Origin of the sequence: Pseudoalteromonas luteoviolacea CPMOR-1, assembly GCF_001625685.1 — a bacterium.
Classification (GTDB): Bacteria; Pseudomonadota; Gammaproteobacteria; order Enterobacterales; family Alteromonadaceae; genus Pseudoalteromonas; species Pseudoalteromonas luteoviolacea_K.
This window is the reverse complement of sequence record NZ_AUYC01000048.1, coordinates 1-19,505: the sequence shown is the minus strand read 5'-3', so window position 1 is coordinate 19,505 and position 19,505 is coordinate 1. Positions and strand designations below refer to the sequence as shown.

At 40.0% G+C, this 19,505-nt stretch carries 20 protein-coding genes; 6 read left to right on the top strand and 14 right to left on the bottom strand.

What is annotated here, in order from left to right; translation table 11 throughout:
- The first annotated feature begins 214 nt into the window (after window positions 1-214).
- Window positions 215-736, top strand: coding sequence for a DUF962 domain-containing protein (locus N473_RS19870; protein WP_063369435.1), 522 nt, complete (start codon window positions 215-217; stop codon window positions 734-736).
- A gap of 24 nt (window positions 737-760) precedes the next feature.
- Here N473_RS19870 and N473_RS19865 read toward each other — a convergent pair whose 3' ends face one another.
- Window positions 761-1,717, bottom strand: coding sequence for an FHA domain-containing protein (locus tag N473_RS19865; protein WP_063369434.1), 957 nt, complete (start codon window positions 1,715-1,717; stop codon window positions 761-763).
- 455 nt (window positions 1,718-2,172) lie between these two features.
- Here N473_RS19865 and N473_RS19860 point away from each other — a divergent pair, with 455 nt between their 5' ends.
- Window positions 2,173-2,763, top strand: a complete 591-nt coding sequence (locus N473_RS19860; RefSeq protein ID WP_063369433.1) for a CBS domain-containing protein — start codon at window positions 2,173-2,175, stop codon at window positions 2,761-2,763.
- A 27-nt stretch (window positions 2,764-2,790) separates the two neighbouring features.
- Here the strand turns inward: N473_RS19860 and N473_RS19855 are convergent, their stop codons facing one another.
- From N473_RS19855 to N473_RS19845, 3 genes are all read right to left on the bottom strand, one after another.
- The gene (locus tag N473_RS19855) at window positions 2,791-3,702 is read right to left on the bottom strand and encodes a M14 family metallopeptidase (RefSeq protein ID WP_063369432.1); all 912 of its coding nucleotides are present in this window, start codon (window positions 3,700-3,702) and stop codon (window positions 2,791-2,793) included.
- 61 nt (window positions 3,703-3,763) lie between these two features.
- Window positions 3,764-4,174, bottom strand: coding sequence for a hypothetical protein (locus N473_RS19850; protein ID WP_063369431.1), 411 nt, complete (start codon window positions 4,172-4,174; stop codon window positions 3,764-3,766).
- Between the two features lie 108 nt (window positions 4,175-4,282).
- Complete coding sequence (locus N473_RS19845; RefSeq protein ID WP_155735677.1) at window positions 4,283-5,146, bottom strand: hypothetical protein; 864 nt, start codon at window positions 5,144-5,146, stop codon at window positions 4,283-4,285.
- Window positions 5,147-5,286: 140 nt separating this feature from the next.
- On the opposite strand from N473_RS19845, the gene N473_RS19840 reads away from it, so the two are divergent.
- Window positions 5,287-5,649, top strand: coding sequence for a hypothetical protein (locus N473_RS19840; protein WP_063369430.1), 363 nt, complete (start codon window positions 5,287-5,289; stop codon window positions 5,647-5,649).
- A 28-nt stretch (window positions 5,650-5,677) separates the two neighbouring features.
- Here N473_RS19840 and N473_RS19835 read toward each other — a convergent pair whose 3' ends face one another.
- The 6 genes from N473_RS19835 to N473_RS19810 all read right to left on the bottom strand — a co-directional run bounded on the left by N473_RS19835 (window position 5,678) and on the right by N473_RS19810 (window position 12,335).
- Entirely contained in the window at window positions 5,678-7,150 is a 1,473-nt protein-coding gene (locus N473_RS19835) for a carboxypeptidase M32 (RefSeq protein ID WP_063369429.1), read from the bottom strand.
- Window positions 7,150-8,088: a LysR family transcriptional regulator gene (locus tag N473_RS19830; RefSeq protein ID WP_063369428.1), complete on the bottom strand. Its 939-nt coding sequence runs from the start codon at window positions 8,086-8,088 to the stop codon at window positions 7,150-7,152. Before N473_RS19830 ends, N473_RS19835 begins: the two co-directional genes overlap by 1 nt.
- A complete protein-coding gene (aceK, locus tag N473_RS19825) occupies window positions 8,085-9,818 on the bottom strand; it encodes a bifunctional isocitrate dehydrogenase kinase/phosphatase (protein ID WP_063369427.1) in 1,734 nt (577 codons plus the stop codon). The genes N473_RS19830 and aceK overlap by 4 nt, the downstream gene beginning before the upstream one ends.
- 234 nt (window positions 9,819-10,052) lie before the next feature.
- Window positions 10,053-10,526, bottom strand: coding sequence for a hypothetical protein (locus N473_RS19820; protein ID WP_063369426.1), 474 nt, complete (start codon window positions 10,524-10,526; stop codon window positions 10,053-10,055).
- Between the two features lie 98 nt (window positions 10,527-10,624).
- On the bottom strand, window positions 10,625-12,118 hold the full coding sequence (locus tag N473_RS19815; RefSeq protein WP_063369425.1) for a DUF3413 domain-containing protein: 1,494 nt from the start codon (window positions 12,116-12,118) through the stop codon (window positions 10,625-10,627).
- Window positions 12,119-12,122: 4 nt separating this feature from the next.
- Complete coding sequence (locus N473_RS19810) at window positions 12,123-12,335, bottom strand: DUF1414 domain-containing protein (protein WP_039607825.1); 213 nt, start codon at window positions 12,333-12,335, stop codon at window positions 12,123-12,125.
- Between the two features lie 66 nt (window positions 12,336-12,401).
- On the opposite strand from N473_RS19810, the gene yejK reads away from it, so the two are divergent.
- Window positions 12,402-13,412 (top strand): nucleoid-associated protein YejK, encoded by a 1,011-nt coding sequence (gene yejK, locus N473_RS19805; protein WP_063369424.1) that lies wholly within the window; start codon window positions 12,402-12,404, stop codon window positions 13,410-13,412.
- A 118-nt stretch (window positions 13,413-13,530) separates the two neighbouring features.
- Here the strand turns inward: yejK and N473_RS19800 are convergent, their stop codons facing one another.
- From N473_RS19800 to N473_RS19790, 3 genes are read right to left on the bottom strand one after another with little or no spacing between them, the layout of a single operon-like run.
- Window positions 13,531-14,526, bottom strand: coding sequence for an LPP20 family lipoprotein (locus tag N473_RS19800; RefSeq protein ID WP_063369423.1), 996 nt, complete (start codon window positions 14,524-14,526; stop codon window positions 13,531-13,533).
- Window positions 14,516-15,130 carry a penicillin-binding protein activator LpoB gene (locus tag N473_RS19795; RefSeq protein ID WP_063369422.1) on the bottom strand — a complete coding sequence of 205 codons (615 nt, stop codon included), beginning with the start codon at window positions 15,128-15,130 and terminating at the stop codon, window positions 14,516-14,518. The genes N473_RS19800 and N473_RS19795 overlap by 11 nt, the downstream gene beginning before the upstream one ends.
- Window positions 15,127-16,848, bottom strand: a complete 1,722-nt coding sequence (locus N473_RS19790) for a hypothetical protein (protein WP_231099607.1) — start codon at window positions 16,846-16,848, stop codon at window positions 15,127-15,129. Before N473_RS19790 ends, N473_RS19795 begins: the two co-directional genes overlap by 4 nt.
- Window positions 16,849-17,053: 205 nt before the next feature.
- On the opposite strand from N473_RS19790, the gene N473_RS19785 reads away from it, so the two are divergent.
- Complete coding sequence (locus N473_RS19785) at window positions 17,054-17,632, top strand: LPP20 family lipoprotein (RefSeq protein WP_039607829.1); 579 nt, start codon at window positions 17,054-17,056, stop codon at window positions 17,630-17,632.
- Between the two features lie 45 nt (window positions 17,633-17,677).
- Window positions 17,678-19,006: a murein transglycosylase domain-containing protein gene (locus tag N473_RS19780; protein WP_081221301.1), complete on the top strand. Its 1,329-nt coding sequence runs from the start codon at window positions 17,678-17,680 to the stop codon at window positions 19,004-19,006.
- 223 nt (window positions 19,007-19,229) lie between these two features.
- Here the strand turns inward: N473_RS19780 and N473_RS26550 are convergent.
- Window positions 19,230-19,505: hypothetical protein (locus N473_RS26550; RefSeq protein WP_196766439.1), on the bottom strand; the 276-nt coding region annotated here is incomplete at its 5' end.

Here is a 19,505-nt window from a genome sequence, read left to right as displayed (position 1 = left end):
TTATGATTTTGGTCTATGGTTATGACTAAAGCAGCAAGAGATGATAAACCTGCTTTTTATTGCCCAGTGAATGTGCCGCCAAAGTCGTAGGCGGCCTTTTTTATTGCGGTGTACTTATGGGGGGATTCGCCAATAGATTCCCCTTACCTTGTTGACTTTTGTTCATTTATAGCGCTAGATAAAGTTAAAGTATTTACTCTTAATGAGCGTCATGATGAAAAGTTTAGAAAGTCATTTGATTCAATACGCCCTGTACCATCGGGATAATCGTAATATTCGTACACACCTGCTAGGTGTTCCTCTCATTGTATTGTCAGTGATTTTACTGACATTTATACCGCTTTTCGTGATAAGTGGCATCCAAGTTATGCTGTCTGATTTATTAATTACCGCGGCCTCTTTGTATTATGTTTACTTGTCTCCAAGGTTAGGTGTGATCATGCTATGTATGTTGGTCCTAGGCAATCTACTTGCTATGCAGCTTTATATGCAGTTTATTCACACAACTACCCCAGTGAGTATTTTCTATTTTAGCGGTCTTGGTGTGTTTCTATTCGGTTGGGTTGTTCAGTTCATTGGCCATTATTATGAGGGTAAAAAGCCAGCTTTTGTGGATGATTTAATAGGCCTCTTAATTGGTCCTTTATTTGTACTAGTGGAGATCTTGTTTAAATTTGGATTTATGAAGGGGTTGGAACAAAGCATTGTTGCACAAGCTGGGCCCTACCGAAATTAATCGACAGGCGCCCTGGGAGTGTAATTACAGGCTCATGCGGGTTTCAAGCTGAGTCCCTTTCAGAATGGTTACATCTTGGCAGTTTAATCGTAATTGGCCGTTATTTGTTTCTATGATATACCCAGCTTCGGGCGCTTTATCTGGGCATGCCTCGCTCAGCTGTTTGCGTGCGCGGTGAACCATGATATTCATATGATTCATTTGGACACCAAGTTGTTTTGCCAGATCTTCTCTGTAAACCCAACCTTGGGACTCAGGATCAAGTCCAGCTTGTTTATCTTCTATTCTCGTTCTTGCCAGTAGTAACAGCAAATAGTGATGGCTACGGCTACCTAAATTAAATTCATGCCCTTCGACATGTAAAGAAAGCTCTGTTTTTTCTTCGTCAAGGCTTACTGCAAAACTGAGCGCTAAGGGCTTTACAGCCGGCTGCTGCTCTAAATGTTTTGTCATTGTAGAGATCCCTGCACAAAAAAACAGCCACTGCTCACCAAACAGACTTGTGATCCCTCCGTCGATGAGTGCTTGACGATCTGACGTGTTCAAATCTTCTAAAAACCAGTAGTTGAGCAATGCATCATAATAGACAATGTGGCTAGGCTCTTCTTCGTTGGGGAGGAGCATTTGGTTTTCTATTTCAATTACATTTTTACGATTATTTTGTGAAACGAAATACTGGCAGTTTGCATTGAGGCTGCCGACAACAAATGAATTTTGACCAGGAGCTGCAAAATCAATTTTATCATTTTCAGATAACTGATAGGGTAAGTTTTTGTCTATTTTCCTGTCGTTTATCCAGATGCCATTGGTACTTACGTCACGAATGAGCCAATTGTCATTTGTGTATTCGATGATAGCGTGATGCCTCGATATACCTGGTTTATCTAAAAATGTATCAACATTAAATTTGTAACGTCCAAAAGTGTGGTAACTTTTTAGATAAATTTTTTCGAGCTTAAGCTCATCGATCAAGTAAGCCATAAGTTTTCCTAGATTTCCGTATAGTTGCTAGAGGCTAGCAGCACGTATTATTTGCAGAAATTTTACCTGATATGCGGGGCACCTAGCTAGAAAAATGTACTAAGAACCTTGATTAATGCAAGTAGAGCAAGAACGTATGCTGTACTTGTAGTAGTAAAGCGTGCTTTTTCGTCAAGTTACCCCAAAGTAGCATCAAAAAAGTGGGCTCACCTGAGTGAGCACCATTAAAGGGAAATCTGCAAGTGTGGCTGTTATGTATAGCCTTTATTTGTCTTTGTGTTAGTTCTTTAACCTATAAAAACTATTGTACTGAGAATAACTTATTTTATCTATTACAGCAGATTACAGCACTTTGCTATGGTGTCTTCGTACCTTTAATCAGCCTTGCGATCCCCCGAACAATGAACCATGCTTTTTAATATAAAGCCGGAATTAGAGTCCACAAGAGGTGGTATATGAGTGAGTTTAAATTGTTAAATACAACTAAGCTGGAAGGGATTTATCAGTTTTGTGAGCATTATGAAGGGAATCCATTATCTGTTTTTAGTTCAGCTGAACAAGTTGTTACAGACTTTACTCGGCGACAACCACAAATGATATTAAAGGATGTGGATATTGATCATGCGTTATTTATGATGGTAAATGGTCATGTTAGATGTAAGTTGGTCATTGATCATGACGATACATTTGTGGGGGTCGTCAATTCTAAGGATCTAACTGGCAGAAAAGTTTTGACGACAGCGCAGAAGCGTAATGTAGTTCGTTCCGATCTCACGGTTGAAGATGTGATGACAACGAAAAGCGAATTGCACGCGATGTATTATGACTGCGTCAAAGATGCGCGGATCGGTGATATTTTAGAGACGTTGAAAGAACTTGGCCATCAGCACGTGTTATTAATGGATGGCAATCAAGGGTTACGCGGTATGATTTCAGCTTCTGACATCGCGCGAGCGCTCCATATTCCAGTCAATATTTTGCAAAAGGCGCATTCATTTAAAGAGATTTTTGAAATTATCTACGAGCATGCAGAAGTAACGGCTTGACACCAGCCGTTACATACAAGCTTCAGTTTAGAGGGTATTGAGGTGTTTGATCACACCAATGATTGCTGCGACCTGTCCATCTGTACACTCTTGCTCAGAAGTGTTTTTACTATCAGGATATACTTCGGTGGTTGTGACAAAACGAGCTTTCGTGAAGCCCATACAAAGCCCTAGGGCAGTTGCATCGTAGTTGATCACACCAAATTGCTCAATATCGACGCCAATCAGTTGTGCGTTTTCATCGGCATCGGCAATATGTGTCACTTTTTGGACTTGCTCAATAATGCACTTTTGAAAAGTGGGTTCTGGTTTTTGCGTATGGCCAACCAAGTAAAACCCGTCTGGTATATTCCAATTGCGATTTATTTGTCCGTTCCGGGCGGCTAGCGCAGGGCGAAATTCACTGTTGTCTGTGTCCGTTGTTTCATGCAAATCAATATGTGCGATGATGTTCGCTGAGTCACGATTTACATATTGCATTGCATAATATGACTCTAGAGCCGGGCTATTACTATAAAAAGACCGGTTAGGATCAATAGCATTAGGGTTCCATCTATTGATGGTTTCGAAACCCCAGGGGCTAATACAAGGCAAAATTATAAAGTTAAACCTATCTGTGTAGCTAGACATATGGTGCTTTACAAATGCCAAAGCGCCCATGACACCACTGGTTTCGTAACCGTGCACGCCACCTGTAATCAGAATAGTGGGTTGCTCAGTATTGGTGTTTTTATTTTTTAGCGCGAACAGCGGATAATTATCATCTTGATAACTTAATGAACCGTATTCTTCTATATCACATAGGGCACTGAGTGTTTCAATCTCACTGATAACCAGAGCTTTATAACAGCGTTTTTTTGATTGAGAATTTAACCAAAGGTTTTTCTCTGCTTCTCCCCAAGGTTTTCCTGGTGTGCCTATTTGATATTGCTGCGACATGATTTAACTCTCATTGGATTTTTTTGCGATCCTAAGTTGATTGCTCACTAATGGCAAACTTTTAAGCTAGGTAACCAAGCTGAGCGAGCGATCTTTTTTGTGCCTTAGAGATTTTAAATGCCAGTAATGTGATTGTTTTTTCATAAGTATGAATTTGAATTACTTTGAGCCCAAGTACATTTCTCGTGGTGAGTTTTTGGATCTCTTCTGATGGAATAAATTGTCTTTTTGCAAACAGGTTTAAGTAGGAAAACCCTTGATTACAGATTGTCACCTTTTTTTGTCCTGAGACGGTCAGCATAAAATGCACAAGCGCTACAAAAAGTGCAGAAATGGCGATAATAAATTGTAAAGCAGCCAGTTGAGATAATTGCATTTCAAGAAATAATTTTGCGGCGCTCAGTAGTACTAATGAGACAAGTAAAACGATTATGTAAAATAAAATATTAACCTGAAGCCTTAGCTCTTTCATTTTTTAATTCCTATTATCTATCTGTGTTTTTTTTAAGTTTGGGAAAGATATTGGAACAAAATGGAGTAAATATGAATCTGAGCACGATTTGTTAAAAACACGATTTTTCTATGGGATTTTACGCCATTTATCAACCAAAACGTTTAGAAAGCCGCATTTCCTATAAGATTCTTCAATGAATTTTGTATTTCTGAGCTGTTTTATGCCCAATTCTAACGCATCGAAAATCGCTTGACTGTTTTGGTACTTTTTGCTTACTACAAAGTGGCGACTGTCCTGAAGAGCAACTTTAATACCTTGAATAGCTTTTACTTTATAGCCTTTTCCTGTGTACCTAAAGGGGGGTTGATTGTTGAATGGTATAAGCATAATGTCGACCCACTTATTGCTTACTAAGCGGGCCATAATTGTCCAGTCTGATTCATTATACAGTTGCTTAGGTTTTAATTGCATGATTGTAGACCAATCAACCGTCCATGCTTTGTTACTAATAACAGTAACTTGCGAGAAGTCTTGCTGTATCATCTGACCTAATGTTTCAGCTCGCTCTTCAGCAGTGTAAACACCTGCATAGTATTCACCTTTTCTAATGATAGGTGCTGAGATAAAGACACTATCGTTCAACGTCTGAGCTTGCGAAAGCCACAGTGTATCGACACTGATGATGGACATACCTGATTGAAGTAGGATCTCTTCTCGTTCTTCACGGTCAATCATAAAAAATTGTAATGAGGCGTTGGCCTTTCCTTCAATAAGTGCCCTTTGAATAATAATTAAGTCGACAACGTCCCTTTGACATAGGGGATGATCGAAGATATCAGGAGATATATCTTTTACGCTACGATTGTTGAGAATCGTTTGTGCATAACCATAAATATCTCTGTTCACTGGAACAGAAAGGGCGTCACTTGTCAGAGCGAAGCTGCAAGAGGTGAAGAGTAACCATGAGCATGTAACGAGTATCTTGGACATTTTTGACCATTTTAATTGCCCAACTCTAAGGCTAGTGCATGGATGACAACTTGTATATTTTTTAAGTGACAATATCGTTGTAGTTTTATATGTTCAATAAAGTGCCATATAAGGCATACCGTCAATTGAAGGAGTCAATAATGAAGTTTGAACAACTATTATCACATCTAGACAGCGGCGTGTGTGTTGAGCAGTTGCAAAAAGAGTCGCTACTTGATATTGCGCTTATGTCACAGTGTGTCTGTGGTGAAATTAAACCCAGCGAGTTAAGCCACATTTTACAATGGGCTAATTCATTGCAGTGGAGCGCCTCGATTTCGTTGAATGAGTATGTTGAAGAATCTATCACTAAGTGCTTGGTAGCGTTAAAAAGCAACAGGATGCAAAGTTTTATAGATCACCGGATGCAACAGATCGAAGATGCACCGCTCAAAGATACAGCCCAATTTTTGATAAATAAAATAAATACTGCAAGCAAGCAGAAAGCTGAAGCTAATATATAGTTATGTGTTTATATTAGCTTGCGAATATTTAACTGTAGCGCTGTTGTAAATGAGACTGAAATATATGTGGGTCAAGCGCACTACCTGTTGCTTGGATAAGCAATTCTTCAGTGGTCAAGGTGCTTGCTTTTTGCCAGATATGCATATTCAACCAATCATAAATAGGTGTGAAATCACCACTACTGATATGTGATGAAATATCAATAACTTTGGCCATTGCATGTTTGAACTGAGCGGCATACATTGCGCCTAGCGTATAGCTTGGGAAATAGCCAAAGCTGCCATCTGTCCAGTGAATATCTTGCATGCAGCCATCTTTGTAGTTGCTTTTTGTGGAAATGCCCAGTAGCTGAGACATTTTTAGGTCCCATAGCTCTGGAATGTCAGTTGCGTTTATCTTGCCGTTAATGATGTCTCTTTCAATATCGTACCGTAAGATGATATGTGCAGGGTAAGTGACTTCGTCTGCATCAACACGGATCAAGCTAGGCTGCACGCGTTGTAGCTGAGTTTGCAGGCTCTCGGTCGTATTCAGAGATGTATGCTCAGGAAAATAGTGCGCAGCACGTTGACTCAGTAGAGCAATAAATTCAGCGCTTCTCGCAATTTGCATTTCATAAAATAGCGATTGGGATTCATGAATACCCATGGAACGCGCTTTGCCAACAGGCAGTTTATTTATCGTCTTTGGTAGGTTTTGTTCGTAACAAGCATGCCCTGTTTCATGGATCACGCCCATCATGGCATTGATAAAATCTGCTTCATCATAACGTGTTGTTATACGGGTATCTTGGCTGGTCCCACCACAAAATGGATGCACGCTCGTATCTAAGCGGCCATGATCGAAATTAAACCCAAGTAATGTCATTAGCTCATGAGCAAGCTGCGCTTGTTTTGGTATTGAGTATCTAGCTTCTATTTGTTGGCTATTGCCTTGACTTGCTTCTTGAATGAGCTGTGGCAGCCAAGTGGTAATATCATCAAATAACTGGTCTACCTGAGTACTTCTCATTCCTGGTTCATAAATATCTAACATTGCATCGTAAGGTGTTAGTTCTGAAGCGGTTGCACGTATTTGTGCTTCTTCTTGGCTCAGTGCCACAACGGGAGCAAAGTTTTTGACAAAACCGTGCCAGTCATTTTCATTTCTTTGAGTACGCCATTGATGTTCACATTTTGCACCTGCCAGACTCTTTGCTTTCACCAGTTCAGAAGGCAGCACTGTTTTCATCTGCCATACTCTAAACATTTCATGTACGCTGGCTTGCTGTGATGGTATCAACTCTTCTTGCTTAACATTATCGAAAAGCTCTGCTAGATGGGGGGCGGTATGAAGTGCATGAAGATGCACTGCTAGTTCAGCCATCGCTTCTGCTCGGCTATCAGAGCCTCCAGAGGGCATCATGGTTGCCTGATCCCAGCCACAAATAGCATTGAGGTGTTCAAAGTTATTAATTGATTGATAATGCTCAACTAGTTTTTGATAACTTGTACTTGCCATTATTTAATTTCCTCCGCAACTTCTGCAATTTTTTGTCTCAACCAAACGTGGCTTGCATCTCTATGCAGTAACGGGCTCCAAATCATGTCCAGTTCAAATGGCGGGATAGGAAAAGGCGGCTCTAAAATGGCCAGTGAAGCATCGTCTCTGTATATATTCGCAGCTTTAGAGGGGAGTGTGGCAATTAAGTTTTGCTCTTTAGCTAGGTGAATAGCAACATGGTAATTTCGTGTAAAAGTGGCAATATTACGGTGCTTTCCGAAGTTCGCAAGCGCTTCATCTACCCAACCTAGTTTTTGCACATCTTCGGGGTTCATACCTACGCCGACACCAAACCCTGTTTTACTGACCCATATATGACGTGCGTTTAAGTATGCATCTAGCGTGAATTCCTCTTTGATAGGATTGTCGGATTTTACGAGGCAGCTAAAGCTGTCTTTCCATATTTGTTTGTAGTGGAAAGATTGTGGCAGGTTTTCAAAACGGTTGATTGCCATATCAACTTTACCATTCTCAACATCGTGAAAGGTAACATCACTGGGAGTGAGAATATCGAGCGTTGTATCCGGTGCTTCATTGTGTAATTTGGCCAGTAATTTAGGCGCGAGAGTACTGGCTGCATAATCACTGGCCATAATTCTAAATACGCGTTTACTTTGACTTGCTTCAAACTCCCTATTTGGCGCTAACGTTTCTTCTAATGTCATCAGAATTCCGCGTATCACAGGTTGCAGCTCTAATGCTCGCTCCGTCGGTACCATGCCCTCGCTGGTGCGAACCAAAATGGGGTCATTAAATAAATTACGCAGTCGCTTTAGGCCGTTACTCATTGCTGGCTGTGTAATACTTAGCTGGTTAGCTGCACGTGTTACATTACACTCTCGAAGAAGCGTATCTAAGTATACAAGCAAGTTAAGGTCGATTTTACTAATATTCACAATGTTCCTTTCTTGTTATTGTGATTTCCAAACCGCTGTTGTTGAGGGTATGGATAAACGTGTTTCGTGATATGTTGTCTTATATCCTGTTGAACATTTTGCCAGTATGTAGGTGTTAAAAGTTCAGGATGGAAACGTTTAAAAGCTGCCTTGAGTTTAGGGTTTGTCAGTACAAATGTACACATCTGCTCGGGAAATACATCGTTGGGCGCACAAGACAGAGTGCTCTGCCCAGAATACAAATCGTCAAGAGATGTGTGAGGTAACGCTTTAAAGCACATTTCAGTGAGATATTGTACTTCATCATAATCGTAAAAGATCACACGATTATGGCGGCTGACACCAAAGTTTTTCAGTAGCATATCACCTGGGAAAATATTGACGTGCAACATTTCTTTGATGGCATTTCCATAATCTTTTATAACATCCTCAAGTTGTTCATCTGTTGCATCTTGTAAGTAGAGGTTTAACGGTGTGATCCGCCTTTCAATATAAAGGTGTTTGATGGTAATGAACTGCTCATCTTCAATGATACTTTGCGCTATTTTTTCTTTAATCAATTGTAAAAGCTTAGGATCAATTCGGTTTTTTGGGATCACAACGTTAGAGTACTCAAGGGTGTCAGCCATGCGTCCCACTCGGTCATGGTTTTTGACCAATTGATATCTGGCTAAAACAGTTTCTCTGCCAAATGGTTTACTTGGAGAAAATTGATCTTTGATGACTTTAAATACATAAGGGAACGTGGGTAATGTAAATACTAACATCACCATACCTGGTGTCCCTGGTGCGATTAAAAAGCGCTCATTTTTGCTGCTTTGGTGCTGTAAGAATGCGCGATAAAATTCTGTTTTACCATGCTTGTGAAACCCTATAGAGTTATATAATTCGGCGGTTGTTTTGCTCGGCATAAGTTGATTTAAAAAGCCAACCAATGCAGATGGTGCATGAGTTTCAACTAAGAAATAGGCTCGAGCAAAGCCAAAGATTAAACTCATCTGCGATGCATTCGTGATCAAAGCGTCTATCTTGAGTTTATCTTTGCTGTGATGGAGCAGTGCGATAATAAAAGGCTGCACACCAGAGCAAGATACAACTCGTCCTACTAAATAGGCACTTTTATTGCGGTAAAACGGCGATTTAAGTATGTCAAAACGCATTTTAAAGTGCTGGTGGTGGGTGTCTGGTGCTTGTTTTAAAAATGCTTTTTGCAGAAGTCGGATATCTTGTTTAAGGTCGTAGAATTCATTAAAGAGTCCTGTATCGTAAATAATCTTTTCAATTGTTTTTTGCAGGCCTTCTACAACAGGGAAATAACTTCGATATTCAGCTTCTACTGGCAACTGCAATTTAGAAGGTTGTGAACTATTTACAAAGATATAGTCGTTCTTAAAATAACTATGATGGAAAAGGTGGCAAAAAACAGAGTTATAAAATGTCTCAGCAAGCTCTGCCTGCGGGTGAAATACAAGTAATTCAATATAAACCTGCTTAACTTGACACCACAAACGGTGATTGATTTGATTGGAAGGAAAATGAAGCTTTAAAATATTGACAGTGTCTTGTACGCGCTCGTCATAATGACTAATGCGTAGCTTGTTTATCCGTTCTATGGTTGCCCACTGCTGTGTCAAAAAAGCGCTAGGGACTTTTGCTGTCATCTTCTGAAATAGCGAGTAGTGTTTCTTAAACCCTGAAATAATGAAAAAAGCAATCTCTTGATGATCCATAAAGATTCCTATTGTCGCATTAAAAAACCTAGGTTTAGTTTATTTTTGATTTTTATATCTAAGCTTTTTGAATTTAATGCTTAATGTGTATTTTTTTGTGATAGTTATACTCTAGCTTGAACTGTACGGGATTAGCAAATGTTGTTAGCCAATGTCATGACAACTTCACGGTGTTTTGAAAAAAGTTGCTAAGAAGACTAAGCATGGCGGTGATGAGATGATAAATATATGGGTTTATTGAAGTCTTTTGAGCTTCTTTTCAATTTTAGCAATCTCTTTGTTGAGCACCTTAACTTTTTGTAAGTAATTTTTATTAATGGACTTGAGTTGTTTCTTAACGTCTTTTACAGTTGCTTGGCGTTTGTCATCATTCATTAAGCGCGTAACCCGCCTTTGTTGCTTTCTGGCTGCTTCATCTCGTTTTCTGCCAAGAATTGCTGCGTGCTGCTTTTTTGCGCGCAAAGCATGTTTAAGATTATGTATAATTTGTTTTCGCTCTAACTCATTGAGTGTTTTAAAGTGCTGCTCAGAGGGGATTTGTGCTTGCGGATCTGAGTGAGTCAATGTGTATTGTTGTGCGCTATTAGAGCAGGGTTGTTGACTAAAAATCGTGCTCTTATCGGTTACGCATTTATAGTATGATACGGTGGTTTCGGCATCACACATACCAACAAATAGTAATAACATTAAATATAAAGCAAATCTCATAGCTGACGTTTCCCTGTAGTTGCGCACTACATAACTATAGACGAAAATAAACAATATAAAGGGATAAAAAAGAACAGTATAAAGAAAAAAGCACCTATTTAAGGGCTAGGTGCTTTTACGGTAAACTTTTTGAGAGATTTTATACTTTGTACAAGGAAAGGAATATCCATTTTTTGCTCAATTGGAAACCCTTCTTTGGCAGATATTTGCTTATGCCTACCATCATGATTGACTAGGATGATACGGTCTTTTTTGTAAGTGATTAAGACCCCTTGTGAGTAATTCACGCCTTGGTTTAACTCGCTTGCGCCTACGACGTTACCTATCATTGTTTGGGAGGCGAGCGCGCCACACTCAAAATGTTTGTCTAGCAAGGTCACCATAATATCTGTTCCCTGCATAAGTCCGTTATGCTCTGAAAAATATGGTAAGTTTGTGTGTAATGCAGTTTGTGACACAATGTCACTGCCTATTGTAGGCTCAATCACAATAAATGAAGTATCGCTCGTTAACTCTGGAAGCCTAGAGGTAAAATGAAATCTAACTTTGCTATTGTCAGATTGGCGTTTGAGATAATCAAATGCATCTTCACCTGCGACGGACAATACATTATTTATGTTCCAGACTGGAGGTAAATCTTGTTCAGTAATGGTGTTTCGATAATAAGCTGGTAAGCCATAAACTAAATTAAAAGCATGATCTTTTTCGTCAGTAGGCACTAATACTTGCGGGTGGCTGTACACCGTTTTGTTTTGAAGTGCTTGGGTGTTGTTCAATGCGGTATCAAGTACATAAATATCTACAGCTGGCGCATTAAATTCACAAGAAGGAACATTTTTTGGCGGTTGGAAATGAGAAGTCGCATTTTCTAAACGCACGGTCCTTGCTTGCTCATATTCATTTAAATCGAGTAACTCATGTCTAGCAAGTAAGGTTTTAGCTGTTGTAGGGTAAGATAATGGTAATACGTTATCTTGCTTTGTTACGTCAAAATAATTGTTGGCATCTGCCCACACATGCATTAGGTGGCTCGTTGCAAAACACGTCACTAAAAAGGCGGTTGCATATTTCGGAAATCGATACGACTTTAGTTTTTCTAAATGATGCCACGCGTGATTGCCAACAACTAACTCGAAACCAAAAATAGCTGAAAATCCAAGAAGTATCAGTACACTAGTAAAAACTGACATGCCATTAAGCATACCGAGTAATAGGGTAATTATTTCTGGTAATGTTTGAAAACTTAAATGGTAACCATGTTGATAATACACAAACGCATCTAGGCAAAGAATTGAAATGCCAAATGTTGCAATGAGCGCAGCCATGCCACGAATATGCCGTGGGTATGGGAAGATCAAACTCAGTGGAAACACGGTTAACACAAACGCACAAAACGTGATAAAACTAGTATGGCTTATCCAGGTAACAAGCATGTACACCCAGCCAAGCACACTACTCGGTGCTGCATCTGCCGCTAAGTAAGCTAGTGCAATAATCAGCACTAGCCCTATATTAGCAAAGGTAAACCAGTGTCCCCAACTTAGCAGTTGACTTGCTTTAGAAGAAAAAGGACTGTGTGGTGTTAAATTCATTCCGTTACTTTACCGATTGAGTAAGCGCCTTCGCAAAATTATCTGTGACTTCTTGTCTTTTACTCTCTGGCACATGTTCTTTTAAGATGTGCGTGATAGAATTTCCTAAACACATTAAACTTAAATCGACAGGTGCTTTGTGCTCTTGAAGTACATTGATTAAACTATCAACAATTTGTTCTACTTGTTCATTGGAATATTTAGACTGAATTGGCATCGGTTGGTTCAAATTAATATAGTTACAATTCTTCATATTCTAACACCAGAGGCGTTAAAAACAAAGATGAGCATTGAGGTGAAAAAGCTTGTTGTACATTATGTAGACAAGCAAGACGAAGAAACGCAAATCCATTTACGTGAAGATGAAATGATCATTAATGATCGGGTCAATGTTTTTATTGAGCAATTGCACCATGCGTATAATGGCAAACCGGGAAAAGGGTTTTGTGCGTTTGATGGTGATAAAAACAGTACAGTTGCATCAGCAATGCAAAGTTACCGTAATAATGAGCTTGGTTTTTGGCACTTAACACAGCAGGCCACTGAAGTGTTAAAAGAAGAGCTCAATAAATATGCGTTTCATGAAACTGGTTATTTAATTTTTTGCCATTATCAATATGTCGGCTGTGATTATATGTTAATCGCCCAAATTAGCATTAAAGAACACTATTCCATTACATCGGAGTTAGATTTAGCCAGTTCAAGACACTTGGATATTTCTAGGATGCAGTTAGCCGCACGTATTGATTTAACCGCATGGGATACTCAGGCTGAGGAAAATCGTTATATCTCTTTTATCAAAGGGCGAGCAGGTCGAAAAGTTGCCGACTTTTTCTTAGACTTTTTGGGATGTGCTGAAGGCGTTGATCCCAAGCAGCAGTCTCAGACTATGCTGCATGCGGTAGAGGACTACTTGGCTGAGCAACAGTATGAAAAAGCTGAAAAAGATGTGATCAGAAAAGAAGTGTTTGATTATTGCAATGACTGTATTAACAGTGGTGAAGATGCTGACATAGAAGGCTTATCTGACACATTATCAAAGTCGTCAGACGTCCAATTTGAAGACTTTTATAAAGAGCAGGGCTACGAGCTTGAAGAGTCATTTCCACTTGATAAGAAGACAGTGACTGCGATGGTCAAGTTTTCAGGTATGGGAGGGGGTGTAAGTGTTGGGTTTGAGCGAAAGCACTTAGGCGAGCGAGTGATTTATGATCCAGTTAGCGACACTTTAACAATCAAAGGTGTTCCACCTAATTTAAAAGATCAGCTAGAGAAGTACTCTCAAGAAAATTAATAAGGCCAGAATGAAATGACTCTATTGAGTTTGGCGTTATTTCTAAGTGGTCAAAAAGGCCTGATTTAGATATTGCATCTGACTCAGGCCTTTCATTATAAAAGCACTCAAGTGCTAACTAAGATTTTCCTGTCACAACAAACTGTGCTAATTGCTGACCTAATTTATCGGCAAGTTTGCTCATTGCATTGCTTTTTGCTGTGTCTTTAAAGCTTGAAGCCGCTTTCACCTTCGCATTGAAATGGGCTTTTTCTTCACCTTGCTCTTTAACTACAAGATAGCTTTCAGCAAGGCTGTAGTAAGTACCTGACTTTTCCATGTCTTGCCAATCCACACGGAAACTCAAGTCGAAATCAGCGTTGTGATGTGTGACCTTGATACCTTGGGTAGTGAGCGCTTTCGCAAGCATATCCCTGACTTTTAGGTGTTTTTTACTGTCTGCATTAATACTAAAGCTAATATCATTTAGTAGTGCATCTGCCAATTCCAGTTTGGTACGAACTGTGTTTGGCATACTGACATGCGCAGCTTGAAGCATTTGCAAATAGTTGTTGTACTTGTCTCGCTTTACACCCAGCTCTTTTAATGCGACCGCACTTTTCATTGCCAAACTCTTACTTTGAGTTGGAGATAACTGAAAGTGGCTGATTTCGTCATCGATGGCGTTAATTGATAACTCAGTTTGCATAACAGCTTCAGTACGATTAAATGCGGCTAATGCGTAAAGAGTCCTGTTGTCAGCACTGATATATTCATCTTCTATCTTTACCCCTTGCAATTGGATATTGGGCACTTGTGATTGAATATATTCGTCAATATGAAACGTCATTGATTTATTATCCGCTTGTTGACTAATTGTCGTATTAGCAGAGATTGTGACATTTAGCTGTTTTGCTAAAGCTAAGCGTGCGGACTCTTGCGCCGCGAGTTTAGCTTGCTGTAAGTCGCCCGTATTTTGAGCGCTCCCAACACCATACACCATATAACTAGAAGCGGGGGTGACAGAAACCCATTGTGGCGTAGCACTTTGTTTTACTTGACTTGCTGAGTTACTCTGGCAGCCTGTTAGTAAAGCGGCGGCTATGATTGTCGCTAAAAGCGGTTTAGAAGCCAAAACGTGAACGCTCCTGCAATTTTTGTATTTTCTTCTGTCCATTCCATACCTCACGGTTTGTAGTCATGTCTATTAAACGCAAGTCAACTTGATAAAAAGTGGCACGGTCACCACCTTGCTCATCAACGAAAGAGTTGATAGTGCCCGACAGTGCGTAATCAGCGCCGTATTCTTGCCCCATTTCATTTTGAGTTTCTAGACTAGAGTTTAACTCTTGATCTTTTCTTTCTTCACGTATTTCGCGACGTACATCTTGGTTGGCTACGAAATCCGCTTGGCCGCTACGTAAAATTGAACGTTTTAAATCATTCAAAAAAGTATCTACAGCGATATGTTGATGTGATTTGTTACGTACCGATTGGATGATAATAGCAGGTTTAGACCCTTCTCTTTGTAAGTGATCGTTCACCCATGGAAAGCTTAACATGTCGTTGATCATGGCTTCCGCAACGAGTTGAGAGTCCTTTGCATTCCACTTGTCAGATAATGCAACCTCTTGATTTGCATCAACTCTTTGCACTTTAGTTGATGAGCAGCCAGAAAGAGCAAGCGTACAAGCTACAAATAGTGGAGTAAGTTTTAGTAAGGTCTTATTACATTTCATAACAATTTTCCATTAAAAAAAGTTGAATCTGTGGTTTGGGCACGTACTTGATTTAAGAAAGTACGTGTATGCCAAAGCGTAATATCATCGACTATTTGTATCGTCTCAGTTTGTTCGATCACTTGTCCGGATGATAAATGTGTTTTAAGAGTAATTACATGTTTTCCCTTGGTGATTGGGAGTTGAACATAGTTTATTTGTGCAGGTAAAGATTGCCATTGCCTTAAATCAGCAGAGGCTGTCACGGCATTGACAACCGAAGTTGCTAGTTTTGCAAAACCAGAAAAAGAGGTGTCTAATCCAGTTGCAGAAATCGCTTTTTGTGCCGTCATCGCTTTGACAATTTCTCTCGCCAATGCAATTTGAATTTCAGAATTAGCGCTATTTAGTGCATCTTGTAGCGTGAGTAAGCTGACCGAATATATCTTGTTTAAAGTAGCGATTTTTTGGTCCCCTATCCACACTTCGGAATGATTTATTTGTTTTTGCACTGGTTCAAGGTAGGTGACTGAAATACGACTACCGTATTCAAGGGCACTGACAAGGCCTAGATCAACGGCATCTTCCCAAAGAGGGCCCAAAGGAATGCGTTTAGTAAGGGCACCCATGGCAACATCGCCAATATCGCCCGAAGCATAGTTTTGGATCAGGTCAAAGAGACTGGTATCGGCATAGAGCATTTGGAACCAGCGCATTTGGGCCTGCTGCTCTTGTCGTGTGCCCCAGAGGATTGGTGTCATAACCAGTGCTTTTGCTTCTTCGTCGATATTCAACAGGAGGTTAAATTGCTTTCTTTGAGGGCCAATACCAATGTTTTGCAAAATATTGAGAATGGGCTGGGAGGACTTTGCACTGTCGGTCTTTAGCGCTTTTTTTAATTTCGCAACTTCATTAACGTAACCGCCTGCGGTTTGCATGACGCGCAGTAAGTCATTTTTTACTTGAGTGATGATGGAGTCATTAATGTTGTATTGTTTAGCAAATCCATTTTCAAAGGCTTGTAATGCTCTTTGATATTGAATTCTTGCAGCGTCTAATTCTCCACTTCGCTCAAAAAGAATGCCGCTGACATAGTGGGCAAATGCATCATCTTTGTATTCTATATCTTTTAGTAAATCATTAGGGGCAAATAACGGTCTAGTCAAATTATTTATTTGTCGAGTTAAGTTATCCAGGCCAGATGGTTCTTGCTCGTTATCGTAACCACCAGACTTGTCTTTAATACCAATTAAGTAAGTATCTAACTGACGCATTTCTACCAGTGCAGAGTCAAGTAGAGCTTGACGTTGCGTGCCAGCCTGATTGGCCAAGGCATTGTAATTGAGCGCTTTATAAAAGTTTATCAGAGGGCGATGGTATATTTTACCTGCGTAAGTGGTATAAGAGGGGCCACTGAGTAAGGCAAGTGCACTTTCAGAAATACTAATTGTATATTGTTCTTCTATGATTTGTTGCGCTTGGTCTAAAAGCTGATTGCTGAGTTGATAGTTACCTTGCAGGTGATTTAGCATGCCCAGCTCTAAATAATGCAGCAGTTTACTTTTACCAGTGGCGGAGTAGTCCGAGCGAATCGTTTGCTTAGCTGTTTCGAACTGCCCTTGCTGCGCTAATAAAATGGCACTTTTATTTGCAGGTGTACTTTGACATCCATTTAACAAAAATGCATAAACTATTGTTAAGAAAGCAAAGTGCGATTTGTATACTATGTTATTTAGCACGTTGACATCCATGACTTGTAAAAAACATGACAGTGACTATACCAATTAATTCAGTTATATTGTCAGCAAGTTTAAGATTTTTTTAGTCTTTTTAAAGAACAAAGTTGTAAAAAATCGTTCTTACAATTTATTACTGTAATTAGCCGGGCCTTTTGTTAAATTTAAATCATCGCTTTAGGCAATCAATCTTACGAAGGAAAATACCATGAAACTTAAATCGCTACTTACAACTGTGCTTGTTACAGGGATCTTGGCAGGTTGTAGCTCTACACAAGATAAGTCTGCTTCTCAATCAAAAGTAAATATTCCAGATTGGGTTTTAAATCCAACAATTGAGAACGGGATCGCTGCTGCAGATTGTGTTAAATTCTCTGGTAATATCTCAATTGACCAAAAAAGCTCAGTGGCTAATGCTCGTTTAGCATTGGCACAGCAAATTGAGACGCGTATTGAAGGCTTGGACAAAACATTTGCAAATCGTACGGATGCCAATGATGACACGACGGTTGGTTCTACGTTCAGCTCGGTATCAAAGCAGCTGACTAAGCAAACACTTAACGGCTCACGTGTAAATAGAGCTGATGTAGTTGAGATCGGCGGTAAAGACTATTATTGTTCGCTTGTTGTATTATCTCCTCAGCTAACTCAATCACTCTTTAAAGATGTGATCAAAGAGAGCAAAAAAGAAATCAACCCGCAAGATGAAAAGTTTTTGTATCAAGAATTCAAAGCGTATAAAGCTGAAAAAGATTTAGAAAAAGAAATTGCTAGATTGACGAATTAATAAAGCGCGCCCTCAGGCGCGTTTTTTGCTTGTAAGGATTTTAAAGTGAAGAAGGTACTAGCATTAACAATCGCTTCTCAATTTATGGTAAGTACTGCGTATGCCAGTACTGCAACACTTTTTGATGAGTTGTCACAAGAGATGCAAGGGTATGATAGCAAGAAGCAATCTAGCCCTGATCCCAGTTCAGAACAAACTGAATTTGAAAAATTCAAAGCCCAGCACTTAGGTGAATATGAGCAGTTTGTTGAACAGCATTTGGCTGAGTACGACGCGTTTAGAGATGAATTAATTAAAGAGTGGGGCGAAGCGAAGATCGCATCACAAAGTGAGTATGTCACATACTCGGATGATAACCGAGCTCGACTTGAAGTTGATTTTGAACGCAATGAAGTTGTCTTGAGTATTCGTCACGAAGATGAAGGCGCGCCATCTAAGTCAGAGATACACAAAGAGTTTGAACGTTTTAGGCAGGCTGAAAGCGCCTTAATACAAAGCTTTTTTAATGGTGATCAAGCATCTCTGGATAAAGCGACCATCCAAGACTATGAAATAGATAGAAATTTAAAAGTTAATGCCATCATCGATGCAAAGATGAAGATAAAACAACAAACTGTAGAACAAAAGCAGTTGTTAGAGAAAAAAGCGGACGAACTGTTGGTGTCGCCTGAGACGAGTGAAGCGGAAGTAGTGAGTAAACTCACCAAAGATAAGGCTAAACTTGACCAACTGGAAGTAAAGCGAATACAAAATCTGGCGCAATCGGTAAGACAAATTGCGGGACAAAATGATGAAAAAGTCACAAAAGTGACGATTAAGCTACCGCAGGGGAGTTTAGCTAAAAAGCGTGCTTCAAATTACACAGAGCATATTGCCAAACATAGTGAACGATTTGAGATTGAGCCAAGTTTAGTATTGGCGGTAATGCATACAGAGAGCCATTTTAATCCCCTTGCAAAGTCTCATATACCTGCATACGGCTTGATGCAGGTCGTGCCTACTAGCGCGGGTGTCGACGTGAATCGTTTCTTATTTAAAATTGATGCGCCTATGAGTGCGCCATATTTATATGTGGTAAACAATAATATAGAAGCGGGGACGGCCTATTTGCATTTGCTCAATGACAGATATCTAAGTCAGATAAAGGACCCTTTAAGCAGAAAATACTGCATGATTGCCGCTTATAATACAGGTGCTGGTAATGTGGCGAGAGTATTCAATACCAATGATTCTCGAAATATTCGCGCTGCGGCTAAGATTATTAACTCAATGCCACCAGAGCGTGTTTTAGAGGCATTGCAAGCAGGATTGCCTTACGATGAGACCAAACACTACCTCAAAAAAGTATTAACTGCTGAAAAACTTTATATTTAAGCGAGTAAGAGTAGCAAGTTTACTTGCTACTTTGGTTTGCATGCTGCCATCCTGACCTGACCTGACCTGACCTGACCTGACCTGACCTGACCTGACCTGACCTGACCTGACCTGACCTGACCTGACTTAAACCAACGTAATTCTCTAATGATTCGCTGAAAAATGCGTAAAAAAAACCAGTCAAGAATGACTGGTTTTTTATTTTCGAACATATCTCTGGCGGTTATTCGACCGCTTGCGGTGATGCCATTTGAGCACTTGCTCGGGCAGTAGGTGATTTAGAGCCTACCCCTAAGCCACTAGGCTTAATAACTGCTCTAAGTTCGTTAGGCATCGCCTGAGGCTCTGAGATGTCTGCTAGCGTGTCTACAGAGCTTGCTTTTGTCATAGGTGATGCTGATGTGCAGTTGTAACGTGTACGACTGCATGTTACAGGTGCAGGCTCTGCTAAAGGTGCAGGCTCTGCTACAGGTGCAGGCTCTGCTACAGGTGCAGGCTC